Source organism: Geitlerinema calcuttense NRMC-F 0142 (assembly GCF_030285425.1).
Genome location: NZ_JASVEJ010000023.1, coordinates 15,652 through 29,481, shown reverse-complemented (window position 1 = coordinate 29,481; position 13,830 = coordinate 15,652). Strand labels below are relative to the sequence as shown.

9 protein-coding genes are annotated in these 13,830 nt (G+C 50.1%); all 9 read left to right on the top strand.

Annotated features, from left to right (window positions below):
- Window positions 1-34 precede the first annotated feature (34 nt).
- Window positions 35-2,233 (top strand): GumC family protein, encoded by a 2,199-nt coding sequence (locus QQ055_RS06265; RefSeq protein ID WP_286004386.1) that lies wholly within the window; start codon window positions 35-37, stop codon window positions 2,231-2,233.
- Window positions 2,234-2,539: 306 nt separating this feature from the next.
- On the top strand, window positions 2,540-3,883 hold the full coding sequence (locus tag QQ055_RS06260) for a flippase (protein WP_286004385.1): 1,344 nt from the start codon (window positions 2,540-2,542) through the stop codon (window positions 3,881-3,883).
- A gap of 1 nt (window position 3,884) precedes the next feature.
- Window positions 3,885-5,138: a glycosyltransferase family 4 protein gene (locus tag QQ055_RS06255; RefSeq protein WP_283358359.1), complete on the top strand. Its 1,254-nt coding sequence runs from the start codon at window positions 3,885-3,887 to the stop codon at window positions 5,136-5,138.
- The gene (locus tag QQ055_RS06250) at window positions 5,135-6,571 is read left to right on the top strand and encodes an oligosaccharide repeat unit polymerase (protein WP_286004384.1); all 1,437 of its coding nucleotides are present in this window, start codon (window positions 5,135-5,137) and stop codon (window positions 6,569-6,571) included. Before QQ055_RS06255 ends, QQ055_RS06250 begins: the two co-directional genes overlap by 4 nt.
- A 50-nt stretch (window positions 6,572-6,621) precedes the next feature.
- Window positions 6,622-7,965, top strand: coding sequence for a glycosyltransferase (locus tag QQ055_RS06245; protein ID WP_286004383.1), 1,344 nt, complete (start codon window positions 6,622-6,624; stop codon window positions 7,963-7,965).
- 9 nt (window positions 7,966-7,974) lie between these two features.
- Complete coding sequence (gene asnB / locus QQ055_RS06240; protein WP_286004382.1) at window positions 7,975-9,891, top strand: asparagine synthase (glutamine-hydrolyzing); 1,917 nt, start codon at window positions 7,975-7,977, stop codon at window positions 9,889-9,891.
- Window positions 9,863-11,269 carry a glycosyltransferase family 4 protein gene (locus QQ055_RS06235; protein ID WP_286004381.1) on the top strand — a complete coding sequence of 469 codons (1,407 nt, stop codon included), beginning with the start codon at window positions 9,863-9,865 and terminating at the stop codon, window positions 11,267-11,269. The genes asnB and QQ055_RS06235 overlap by 29 nt, the downstream gene beginning before the upstream one ends.
- Window positions 11,270-11,288: 19 nt before the next feature.
- Complete coding sequence (locus QQ055_RS06230; RefSeq protein ID WP_286004380.1) at window positions 11,289-12,893, top strand: hypothetical protein; 1,605 nt, start codon at window positions 11,289-11,291, stop codon at window positions 12,891-12,893.
- Between the two features lie 169 nt (window positions 12,894-13,062).
- Window positions 13,063-13,830 carry a class I SAM-dependent methyltransferase gene (locus tag QQ055_RS06225; RefSeq protein WP_283358365.1) on the top strand — a complete coding sequence of 256 codons (768 nt, stop codon included), beginning with the start codon at window positions 13,063-13,065 and terminating at the stop codon, window positions 13,828-13,830.

Below are 13,830 nucleotides of genomic sequence, written 5' to 3'. Positions count from 1 at the left end.
AATTGCCCGTAGCTGTGGTTTTAGAGCCAATTTTATGGAGACTCAGCACTATTGGCTTATTCTCAAACGACGTTGGTTGCCAGCTAGCCTGGTGGCGATCGCCATTTGCACCCTTTCCGGGATCTCCCTGCTACGACAAAAAGCCATCTATCAAGCAGAAGGTAAAATTCGCTTTACCAGAGGGGACAGAACCACCATCCTGACAGGTGTAGGGCGGGAGATGGGACAATTCGATCCGCTAATTGAAGATAACAATCCCATCAACACAGAGATGGAAGCAATCCGCTCTGTACCGCTCATCCAAGCCACCATTCATCAACTCAACTTAAAAGATCCTAGCGGTCAAACGCTGCAACGCCGAGACTTTTTACGCCGCTTGCGCCTCAATAGCCTGAAAGGGACAGATATCCTGCAAGTTGGCTATCAAGACGGTTCCCCGGAAATCGCCAAAGCCGTCACCGAGACATTGATGTCGCTTTATCTCGAAAACCACTTACAGGAAAATCGAGCTGAAGCGATGGCAGCCCGTACCTTTATTGAGCAACAGCTACCGGATGCCGAATCCAGGGTGCGCGAAGCTGAAGCGGCTTTGCGACAGTTTAAAGAAAAGTACGAAGTTGCCGCCTTAGAAGAAGAGGAACGCACCTTAGTAATCGCCCTTGAAGAGTTACGCACCAATATCAGCGAAACAAAGTCCCAGCTTGCCGATGCCAATGCTCAAGCGATCGCCTTTAACAGCCAATTAGGGATGAATGCCCAAGACGCGATCGCGATCGCTGGTTTGAGCCAATCACCCGGCGTTCAAGATGTATTTGAGCAGTTGCAAGCAGTTGAGGCACAGCTCGCCGTTGAACGGGTGCGGTTTTTTGATGAAAATCCCATTATCCAAGCCTTAGAAGCTCGCAGAACCAACTTAGAAACGCTTCTCAACGCCCGCATTCAGCAAACGCTAGACGGGCAACCGATGGCTCGCGATTCCCGCAGGGAGAGTTTCGCCAAGGGTAATTTGCAAATCGGCACCCTTAGAGCTGAGTTAATTGGCGACTTTTTCCGAGCAGAAATTAGACGCACCGGATTAGCCGATCGCGTAGAAACGTTAGCAACCACAGAACTTGCCTATGAAGACAGACTGCGGAGGCTGCCTCGCTTGCAACAAGAACAACGCGAACTTGCCCGCAAGTTAGAAGCGGCTCAGTCTACTTACGCAATGCTGCTCCAGAAATTGCATGAAGCGAGGGTGGCGGAAAATCAGAATGTAGGGAATGCGCGCATCCTGCAAAGTGCTTTTGTGTTAGAAAAACCTGTGGCTCCTCGCAAACTCTCTCACCTGGCAAGTGGGGGGATCTTTGCCTTGTTCTGCGCGATCGCCACCGCCGTAGCTCTAGAAGCCCTCGATAAATCCATCCGAACGGTCAAAGAAGCGCGAGACTTGTTTGACTTTACCCTATTGGGTGTCATCCCGCTGCACAAAAATGGTAAGCTAGGTCGCTCTTTTGGAGAACCTGACTGGACAACTTCTGAGGTTATTGTTAGACAATTTCCCAATTCTCCAATCTGCGAAGCCTATCGCTTGCTGCAAGCCAATCTCAAATTTTTGGGTTCCGATCGCCCCTTAAAAACAATTGTCATCACCAGTGCGGTTGCGAATGAAGGTAAGTCTGTCGTCTCAGCGAATCTCGCAATGGCCAAGGCACAGACAGGTCAAAGGGTGTTACTAATTGATGCTGATATGCGCCACCCGCGCCAGCATAAAATTTGGGATTTACTGAATAACACCGGATTGAGTAATGTCATTGTCGAACACCTCGATCCGAAAGTTGCCATCAAAAAAGCAGCCCGGAATCTGGATGTCTTAACGGCTGGCGTTCTGCCTCCAAATCCAACCGCTTTGCTCGATTCCCAACGGATGGCAAAGTTGATTGAGCTTTGTTCGCGCTCCTACGATTTTACGATTATCGATACTCCTTCTCTGAAGGTTGCAGCCGATGTTCCGATTCTGAGCAAAATGTCGGATGGCGTGCTATTTGTCACCCGTCCAGGTGTTATTGATGCGGTGAGCGCGGCGTTCGCTAAAGAACGATTGGAGCAGTTAAAACCCCATATTTTAGGACAAGTTGTTAATGGCGTTATGTTTGAAAATGAACCTTACAGCTATTACTATTACACGCAATATTCTTCCCTAGAAGAAACGGAGTCTAAGCGGATTCTACCCAACAATAATGATTGGAATTGAAATGCGCTGCGAGCTTTCCCCCACTCCCAATTCCTCTCCCGTTTATACATCAGGCTTCTAACATTGCTCTACAAGGTTTCGATTCCCCCTAGCCGGGGGACTGGAGTTACAGCATTTTTCAGGTTCGTGAAGTGCGCTTTCTTACAACGTCCCTTACTGAAGGGGGAGTTAGGGGATCGTGCCGTATCTCATCCAATCAAAAAACGCTATAAAATCACACTTTTTAAGGGCGCAACAGCGCGTTATCATTCTTGTTTTCGGGAGTTCTCATCTAATGGGATTAAATTCTCTCTTTTTTAATCAGCAATGTTGAACAAAATTGTCAGAAGTCGCCAGGAACTCAGCCCAGAATCTCGCAAGATTATTCACAATACTGGATGGCTATTTGCAAGTAAGATTGGGCGGATGTTTGTCAGTCTATTTGTCGCAACTTGGGTTGCTCGCTATCTTGGACCTAATCAATTTGGTACATTACAGTACGCGCTAGCCTTTTCTGGCTTTTTCATGCCCTTATCTACAGGACAGATGGGTCCTATTATTACGCGAGAATTGGTTCGACGACCGGAGCATCGTTCCATCATTTTAGGGACTGCTTTTATTTTACAACTGTTGGGCGGAATGGTTGCAGCGAGTTTGTGCGTTGTGGGAATTTTTATCCTAGCACCGAGTAACTCTTTGATTCGGATTCTCGTTTTTATTGTATCTCTCAAGTTTTTCTTAAATTCGCTGCAACCGATTGAAAACTGGTTTGAATCGCAAGTTAATTCTAAGTTTACGGTATTTGCCGAACATCTATCTTTTTTAGTGATTTCTGCGATTAAATGCGGCTTGATTATTTGGCAAGCTCCTTTAGTCGCTTTTGCAATTGTCATCATCCTCGAAGCTTTACTTTATGGATTATTTCTTATTTTCTATTATCAGCGCGATCGCCAATCTATTTATAACTGGAAAGGCAATCTCCAAACCTTTAAGTATCTCCTCAAAGAATCCTTTCCTCTTTTGCTTTCTTCGACTGCCTGCGTCATTTATATTAATATCGATAAAATCATGCTGGGAAACATGATTGACAGTCAAGCCGTTGGGATCTATTCCAGTGCTTCCGCCTTATCAGAAGCGAGTTCTTTTTTGCCCTTAATTGTTTGTTCTTCTTTGTATCCTGCGATTATTCAATCTAAAAACTCCGAATCCAGCGTTTATCAGAAAAAGATGCAAAGATTTTATGACTCAATCAGCTTTTTATCCTATAGTGCGATCGCGCTGATGATTCCCCTGTCTGGTTTAGCGATCGCTCTTTTATATGGTAACTCTTACCAAGCCGCAATTCCCATTTTGAAAATCCATATTTGGAGTACATTATTTACCTTCTTAGGGATTGCTCAGAGTAAGTGGATTGTCGCCGAAGGATTGCAACTGTTTAATTTCTATTCCCGGTTAGCAGGCTTAATTTCTAACATCGCCCTAAATGGGTTGCTCATTCCAACTTATGGAGGAACTGGAGCCGCGATCGCCACGCTCATTTCCTATGCAATTGGCAGCTATTTATATTTCCTATTCATTCCCCAAACCAGAAACAACGCCATCCTGATGACCAAAGCCATCTGCCTCCCATTTCGACTGCCAAAAATGTTTTTATCATTCATTCACTCCTAATATGAAACGAGCCATTCAAGTTATTTTTGTCATTTTCCAAACAACCAATCGAGCCAATGGCGGCGTTGAAAGCATTACTCAAATTATTGAGCATTGCCAACAAATAGAACCCCAAATCGTGACTCAGATTGAAACCCCAGTCAATCAACGCTGGCAGGCAGCAGGCGCACCCGTTCAAGTGTGGAACATTCCTTACCGCATCGGTAGCGGATTTTGGCAAAGCCCTTGGCAAGCCAGGGGGCATCGTCTTTACTCCCTGTGGCAAACCAACCTCCAAATGTACGCGCTTGTCCGCCAAACCGGGTGTTGTGTCGTTCACTGTAACGATCCCAGCGCCTTCTGGCATACCGCCTTGGGAGCCAAACTAGCCGGCGCAAAGCTTGTTTTCAATATTCGGGATACAAAAGCGCCCAATGAATCCTACGGTTGGAAATGGCAGCTCGCCATGCGAATCAGCGATCGCCTGGTGGTCCTCTCCCAAGAGATGAAGCAATTTCTGAGCGATCGCTTTCCCCATTTGCAACATCAGCCCTCCAAAATTCAGCCCATTTACAGCATTGTCGAGCCTCAGCAACTGCATCCGGTTGCACCCGAACAACGGCAGCAACTGCGGGCGCGCCTAGGAATTGCCCCCCATACCTTTGCCGTCGGATACATCGCCGCGTTCAATCCCAAAAAAGCACAACTTCCCCTAATCGAACGGGCTGGAGTTCCCCTCCAACAAGCGATTCCCAATCTTCAACTCTACATGATTGGAGACTTCGAGCCAGACACCAACCCCTACGCCCAGCAATGTCTGGCAGCCGCCAACGATTTAGGATTGCAATCCACCCTCACCTTTATCGGCTATACCTCAACCGTAGCCGATTGGTATCGGGCGCTCGACTTAGCGATCGTTGCCTCGCGTCAGGAAGGGTTAGCCCGCTGCATGATTGAAAGCCTTGCCTGCGGTACCCCCGTTATTTCATTTGATGTCTGTTCTGCCCAAGAAATTCTCACGCACTACCAATGCGGGCGAGTCGTCGTGCAGGGCGATTATCTTTCCCTAACCCAAGCTGTGACAGAACTGGCGTCCAAACCCTCGCTGTGGCGATCGCTCCATCAAAATGCCACCTCAGTCGCCGCCAAACTGTTCCAGCCAGAGCCAATTATCCACCAGTATGAAAAACTGTATCGCACCCTCGCAACACCCATTTCCCCAGAAAGCCAGATTAGCTCGCCTCCCCTACCCCAGAGCCAGCGAGTGGGGCCATGAGGAGTTCCCAAGAATCGCCCTTTGTCCGCATGACCCCTTGGCAACGGCTCTGCGTGGCTGGTATTTTAAGCAGTTTCTTGCTGTGGATTGGTTTTCAACAACTCATCCATCCGTCTTCCCTCACAACAATGGGCTGGGTTTTTCTGGCCCTAGCTGGCAATATCGGCCTCATGCTCGTCCCCCTAGTGTTCTATCAACCCTCCTATGGTTGGTTTCATCCCTTAATTTTTGGCATTGTTTTTTCGCTGCTCAATCACCTGCGCCGCGCTGACACCTACATACATGGGTTGCAATGGCACGCGGGCTTACCCGGATGGAGTCCCGATAGCTTAACTCTGCTGCTGGTATACGAGTTGGTTTTGCGAGCCATTAGTTTAATGAGCTGGTATTTTGGGTTCTTCCTTAGCCCTCCTTTGCGGCTGCCCCAACTGAAATTTGGGCAACCGCGCCATCTCGGTTCTAAAGTCTTGCTGGTGGTTCTCTTCTCGTTTGTCGTCTTTGCTGCCTATATGCAGAAACGCGGAGGAATTACCAGCCACATTCTTTCCTGGGGACGCGGGCGCACGACGGAACTGGCAGGGGAGTTTTATTGGCAATTTGTCATTCAGTTTGGATTATTGGCTTGTCTCAGTTGGCTGATTCTCGATCGTAACTCCGTCCTCCGCCCCCTATTCTGGGGATGCACGCTGATGTCTGTAGGATTTATGTTTCTATCGAGCGGTTCTCGTTCTAGCGCCATCTATTTCATGATTCTGGGGCTAATTGCGTGGTTGTTGCGAGAGCGAAAAATTCAGATTACCAAGATTATCGGCATTACCTTCCTGGGTTTATTTCTCTTGGGCATCTTGGGGAATTTTCGAGATAGTACCTACGACGGCGAAATTAACTGGGCAGCGCTCATGGGGGCTGCTCCTAACGATGCCGTCGATGAATCGGCTCTCAGTTCGGGATTAGGGGAAGTCACCAATCGCAGCAGCGTGTTTGCAGGCGTGTTTCCAATCTTAGCCCTCGTCCCCAACGACGTTGATTTTTTGTATGGCAGTTCCTATCTCGCCGTGCTGACGCTGCCCGTTCCTAGAGGGCTATGGCCCGCAAAACCGAGCCTGATTGCTGGGATGGTTGGGGAAACCTTTTTTAATGTCAATGTGGGGATGCCACCGGGTTCCATTGGGGAAGCGTACTGGAACTTTGGGCTTCCCGGCGTGTTGATGGTCTTCTTTTGCTTTGGCGCATTCTGTAAAGGACTCGCCACCAGTTTCGAGCAGTATGCAGGGGAGCCTGCGGTAATTGTGCTGTATGCGATCGCCCTTTTTTTGTTTCCCGAACCAACCGGACTCAGCGCCATCGACCTGCTGTTAAAGGAAATTCCCGCTTTTCTGTTTTTGTGGTCAACAGGCGCGATCGCGATTGCCCCCCCAAACCGCTCTCCTTAATGGCAAACTGGCAAGACTTCTCCCCGCATTTTCACAACACTATTAACAGGATGACTGATAGAACAATCGGGTTTTACCAAATATTGCGATCGCTGCCCCGCTTAGAACAAAACCCATTGCAGCCGCTCTCGATTCCAATGGGTTGCATCCACCCCCATACAACTCATCGCCTAAAAACTCTGACCTCTATGCAGCCCTATACCCGCCCGGTTGGATTGCCCAACGATCGCGCTCAGAACCATCGGGAACCTCGTGCTAAAAAAGCGCAAGTTTTATTCTTTACCCCATCTCTGGGCAATGGCGGAGCAGAAATGCACGTCTTGCGGGCGATCAATGCCCTCGATCGCAGTCAGTTTACCGTGTCGGTGGCCTTAGCCCAAACAGGCGGCACTTACGAAGCGGCCCTCGCCGAGGATGTCGCCGTCTATGCCTTAAATCCACCCCACATCCGCTCTAGTCTCGTTCGTACAATTCGAGCCATCCTTCCCCTACGACGCCTGATTCAAACCGTACAGCCCGATCTGTTATGTGCGGTGCAAGATCATGCCAACCTAGCCGCCATTTTGGCCTGCTACAAACTCGCCAAACCTCCCCGCCTTGCAATTAGCGTTCAGAACGCCCCCATTGCTCAGTATCATCGCCTTTGGCATCCCCTCGATCGGCTCATGTGCTTTTCGATCGCGCATTTCTACGATCGGGCTGACCAAATTATCGCCATCTCCCAAGGCGTCGCCGCAGAGATCGCCACCCTGATGTCGGGCAAGCCTTGTCCGCTTGAAGTCATCTACAATGCTGGGGTCGATCCCCACGTTCTGCAAGGCGCAACTCATCCCATTGGGCGCGATCGCGCTATCCCCCTAATCGTTGCTTGCGGTCGGTTGCACGAGCAAAAAGGGTTTTCCTATCTAATTGACGCCCTTGCGCGGGTGCGGGAGACGGTACCCGCCCACCTGTGGATTGTGGGAGAAGGACCTCTGAAATCTTCTTTAGAACGGCAGATCCAGAAGCGAGGCTTATCAGATTGCGTGCGTCTCGTTGGCTTTCAAAGCAACCCGTATCAATACATGGCCGCCGCCGATGTCTTCGTGCTGTCATCCCTTTATGAGGGATTTGGGAACGTCATTGTTGAGGCGATGGCCTGCGGTACGCCTGTCATTGCCACCCGCTGCCATCACGGCCCGGCAGAAATTATTGAGGATGGCGTTAACGGTCTGCTCGTTCCCCCAGCCGATGGGGAATCCCTCGCCCAGGCGATCGCGCGGGTACTGACCGATTCAGCGCTGAGACAGCATCTCTCGGATCGCGGACGACTGAGATCGCAAGACTTTCAGGCTCAGACCATCGCAGCTACCTATGGAAATTTATTCCTACAATTGCTCGCTCAATCACTCTAAGGAGGACTCATGTGTGGGATTTGCGGAACGGTTGGCTCCGTCACGGCCAACTCCCGTTTGCTAGCAGCATTGCAACGTATGGCTCATCGCGGGCCAGATTGCCAGGGAACTCGATGGGGCGATCGCGTTGCTCTCGGCCATCGCCGTCTGGCAATTATTGACTTATCCGATGACGGTCAGCAACCCATGACCAATGAAAATGGGACGATATGGCTCGTCTTTAACGGAGAAATTTACAACTTTGCCGAGCTGCGAACCCAACTGGAACCCCAACACCATTTCCGCTCCCGCACTGATTCAGAAGTTCTAATTCACGGCTACGAGCAATGGGGAATTGAAGGCTTATTGCAGCGGATACGCGGTATGTTTGCCTTTGCTCTGTGGGATGAGCCGACTGAAACCTTGCACCTGGTTCGCGACCATTTGGGCAAGAAACCGCTTTATTACACGCAATTGGGGGGCGGGCTATCCTTTGCCTCTACATTACCCGCCCTGCTAGAACTTTTAGGAAAAACGCCTGAAGTTTCGCCAAGCGCCATTCTCGATTATTTAACCTACCTGTGCGTTCCCTCTCCCGATTCCATATTTGAGGGCGTCTTCAAGCTCCCTCCTGCCCATCGGCTGGAGTACCGACAGCACCAAAACCCTAGAATTCTGCGCTACTGGCATCCCGACTTCTCTCAGCAGGAACAACTCGACGAACAGGAGTGGTTAGAGCGCCTTGATGCCCTGTTGAAAGATGCCGTGCGCGATCGCTTAGTTGCCGATGTGCCCCTAGGAGCCTTCCTAAGTGGGGGCGTTGATTCTAGCCTGGTGGTTGCCTTGATGAGCCAACTCTCTAGCAATCCCGTCACGACGATTTCGGTCGGCTTCCCGCAGCAATCCCATAATGAACTGCCCCATGCTCGACGGGTGGCGAGACTTTACGGCACTCAGCATCACGAACAGATTCTCTATCCCGATGCTGCTGCTGTGCTGCCCGAACTGATTTTTCAGTATGGCGAACCTTTTGCCGATCACTCCGCTTTGCCAACCTATTACCTCGCAAAAGCAGCCCGCGATCGCGTTAAGGTTGTCCTGACTGGGGATGGCGGAGACGAAAATTTTGCAGGGTATCGGGGCGTGCTAGCGGTGAAAGCGGCCCAAAGCTTGCATCGTCTCCCTGATGGTGTGCGGGAGGGGTTGGCGGCACTCTGCCGCAATCTGGAAAAACGCGGCGTGCGGGGAATTCGCAAGTTGCGCTGGGTTAGCGAGATTAGCCGAGGCAAACAGGGTAATTATGTCTTTGATTCGGTGGGTAGCCGGACGTTCCGCTTCTCCAAACAGGATTTATTCGGCCCTTTACTGAGGAGTTTGGCTCAGGAATGGGATAGCGATCTTTTATATCGAGCCTTGTGGCATGAGGCAGGAAGCCCCGATTGGGTGGATCGGGCTTTGTACGTCGATTTGATGGCGTTGTTACCCGATGACTTTCTCACCAAGATGGATGTTGCCACGATGGCACATGGGTTAGAGGCGCGATCGCCTTTACTCGATATGCGCGTGGTGGCGCTGTCTAGCAAAATTCCCTCCTCCCTCAAGCTCAAGCAGTGGCATACCAAACGCTTGCTGAAGCGCTTGGCAGAAAACTATTTACCTCGCGATCTGATCTATCGCCGCAAGCAAGGCTTTTCTTTGCCCACATCCGATTGGTTGCGCTCTGATTTGGGGGCGCTGTTACATCCCATCCTGCTGTCTCAGACGGCTCGACAGCGGGGGTATTTCCGCCCCGAAGCGATCGCCCATTTCATTGACGAACACCAACAAGGCATTGCCGATCGCGGACAAAGCTTATGGGCATTACTCATTCTAGAGCTGTGGTTCCAACTGTTTATTGATAAAACCCTATCCCCTAGCGATGTCTTATCGCCGCCTAGCAGGTACTAAGGAACGGCTAGGTTCGATCCCCGATGACGACAACTCACCCATGCTTTGTTTTAGTCTTTTTTCTGATGCTCAACTGAATGCTCGCAACTCCGCTAGAGGCTCCATTCGCGTCCTCTACTACATCGCTTACTATCAGCGCATGGCGGGGGCAAACCGCAGTTTATTTGAATTGATCGCCCATCTGCCCAAAACAGTAACGCCCCTGGTGGTACTGGCGGGTGAAGGACGGGCGGCTGAGGCGTATAGAAATGCAGGGATTGAGGTGGTGGTTTTGCCTCCCGGACGTTCCCTCAATCAGTTTGGTAAAGCGATGCTGAGTTGGTCTTTGCCGCGCCAGCTTTGGGTGGGGGTGAGCGAGTTATTACCCTACACCTTTCAATGTCTGTCGCTGATCCAAGACTGGCAACCGGATATTATTCACGTCAATGGGGCTAGAGGGGCGCTGACGATCGGACTGGCGGCTCGTTTGGCCGATTGTCCGGTGGTTGGACATCTCCGGGGCGAGATGCCTTTTGCTGGGATTGCTCAAACAATCTTTGAAACGGTATCCGATCGCATCATTACGGTCTGTTGGGCGATTCAATCTTGCTTAAGCGCCGCAGCCCGGACAAAAGCTGTAACGGTTTACAACGGGATTCAAGAGGTTGCTGTGCGGGGGAAACCCAGTCCTTGGCTAGCTGCGCTGAAGGCTGAAGGTCAATTGATGGTGGGGTGTTTTGCCTCGGTGGTGCCTTTTAAAGGACATCATCACCTGTTGGATGCGGTTGCGGAACTGAATCGGCGCGGTTGGCGCGATCGCGTGATGTTTATCTGCGTTGGGGATATTGAGTCGGAATATCAAGAATATGCCAACGGGTTAATGCAGCGACAGCAAGAACTGGGCATTGATAATGTCACCTTTACAGGTTGGCAGTCCGATCCGTTTCCCTTTTACCAGCTTGCAGATATTGAAGTGTTGCCGTCCGTTAGCCGAGAATGGTTTAATTCTGGCGATCGCGCGATTGAGATTCGGGGAAATGAAGGATTTCCGCGCACTCATCTTGAAGCGATGGCTTTGGGGTTGCCGGTGGTGGGAACTGCGATCGCAGGGGTGCGCGAACAAATTGAAGAGGGGGTGACTGGTTTTGTGGTTCCCCCCGCCGATGCTGTTGCCCTTGCAGATGCTTTAGAACGGTTACTGAGCGATCCACAGTTGCGGCAGGATTTGGGGAAAGCGGGTCGCGATCGCGTTAAGCGTCTCTTTTCGACCGATGCCTATGTCAGCGGCGTGATGCAAGTCTATGAGGCGCTGCTGTCAGAACGCCCGGATCGAGCCTCCTTCGAGCAGCCGACTGTACCCGCTTATCCCCCGGCTGAATCTAAGCTGAAAGTTCTCTAATTTTTTCTGGGCAAAAATAATGATGAGGATAGGGATCGCCAAGCGGCGTTTTCGCCGGATGCGAAGGTTGCGATCGCCCTTTTACAAACTCCTGGCGATCGCAGCGGTGATCGTCTGTTTCGTTTATTGGGTGGCGGTTATAGCGTGCGCGCGTCCGGTACACCAGGGCGATCGCGAAATCTACTACGCCGCTGGAGATGAATTTCTCACCGCCGGATTTTACGGGTTAGAAGATTACTGGAACAACATTGCCAAAACCCAGACTTACCTGGTACGCGGGCATTTAGATAACTACTTACCCATTGCCCTTAAGTCGTTGAACTATAAACCCGCCGATGCCACGATGCGCCTATTGGCAGAGGCTTTTTTTGCCCCCCGCCACCCTCAAACGGGTTTGATTCCTTTCTCTTACAACACTCGACCTTACAGCAATCTGCCCAACTCCTACAGCCCGCAACTCCGCCATTTCCAAACTGAGGGCAAGCAACCCGTCGCCCTAATCGGGAGAGCAATCGACTTTTGCCAATGGTTTCCCAATGACCTGACTTTACAGAATCGCTGTGTTGCCTTAGCAAAAGCGACGCTGCAATATTTTGATTTTCGCACTCCATCGGGCGAACGGGGCGGGATGTGGGGTTGGGTGAATGTGGCGAACGGCGGCGAACCCAGGGGCGCAATTACCCTGATTCAAGATTATGGGGAGGTGGCAAAGGGATTAGCCTATTTATCAGCGAGGACAGGAGATCCTCAGTTTTTGCAGTGGGCTGACCAAAAGTTGCAGTTTGTCTGGCAAAACCGGATGAATCCCAACTTACCGCTATTACCAGAATTGCTGATTCCGTCTCAAGCCCTCAATCGACCGGAGGAGCCATCAAGCGATACGGACACTTTATATTACGTGCGTCAGTTATTCGATTTGTATCAGATGACGGGCAACACGCGCTACCGAGATTGGGCAATGGCTGTAACCCGTCTGTGGTTTGAGCAAGCTTGGAACCCGCAATGGGGGCATTTTGTTCGCAAGCTAACCCCCCTGGGGACTCCGGCGGTGAGCGAGCTATATGGCGATGGGAAATACAATACGCTGCATATTCTGGTTCGCGCTTACCAAGTCACCCAAGACGAGCAGTATCTTCAAAGGCTGAAGGTTGCCTGGAGCAACTTGGTGAAGATGGGAAGCGAGGGGTTGGTTCCTGAGCGCATCGATCGGGGAATTGGGGATCGGGCTGGGGGTTTGGATCGGCAGCAGACTATCTTTTTGAGCATTCTGGTGGATGCTTATCGGGTGAGTGGCGATCGCGTTTTTTTACAGGAAGCTGAATCCTTGGGACGACGGATTTTGCAGCGGGGAAAGGCTGTCATGCGAGCTGAGGGGGGACAAGCGGGAGAGGCGTTTTTACAGCTTGCGATCGCTCGTCAAAAGATCGGTCGCTTGGAGGTGGCGATCGCTCGCAGAGGCACCCAATTGCGGATCGAACGGGGTAATCAACAGATTCTAGAGGTTTCAGTCCCCTCTGAGGTCGCGGTTATCTATTTACCGGAAGGAACCTATCAGGTAACGGCTAACAATCATGGCTCAATTCAGAAAAAAGTGCTGCATTTAGAGGGGCAGATGCATTTTTAAAGGGCGGCAAAATGGCAAGACTGAGATGAGCTAAACATGTTTATATAATTGCCAGATTCAACAATTTTATTCCAGCTTTAGTCGTAGAGATTTGCAATCCAAGTTTCTTGGCTTGCTCCACCTGAAATTTCGTTTCAAACAAATTTATTGACAATAAAAATTCACAACCATGAAATTCAACGATGTTGCCTCCCAACTAGAAGGCATTCCTTACACAAGCCCTCAAATGGGTAAAGTTCTTTACGATTTTATTATGGATACTCAGCCGAATCAATGCCTAGAACTTGGCTTTGCTCATGGGGTGAGTAGTTGCTATCTGGCTGCTGCTTTGCAGGAACTCAATCGCGGTCATCTCACCAGTATAGATCTAGAAATGAGTCAAAACCTGCATCCCTCAATTGAGCTGCTTTTAAGCCGCACGGGTTTAGGAGACTGGGTAACTGTAGTACGAGAGAGAACCGGCTACAATTGGTTTCTCAAAAAGAAAATAGAAGCGGCAATGGTCGAGCATCAATGCCAGCCTATTTATGATTTTTGCTTTATTGATGGGGCAAAGAACTGGACAATCGATGGCTTTGCGTTTTTCCTAGTTGATAAATTACTCAGACAGCGAGGTTGGATTGTCTTTGACGATTACTCCTGGAGTTACGCTCAAATCGAAGCCCAGACTGGAAAAAAAGTTTCAGATGGAATTAATCACTGTGAACTTTCAGACGAAGAACGGATTCAACCTCACATTGAAGAAATCTTTCAAAATTTGGTAATCTGCCATCCCAATTATTCTAACTTTAAGGTCGTTGACGATAAATTTGCCTACGCTCAAAAAATCAGATCGGACGTTAAGACCTTGAAGCTCGATACCAGTGTCAGCTTCAAATATAAACTCGTTTCTTGGCTCAAACGAATTCTTCACAAAAGTCGTTATAAGCTAGCTTAA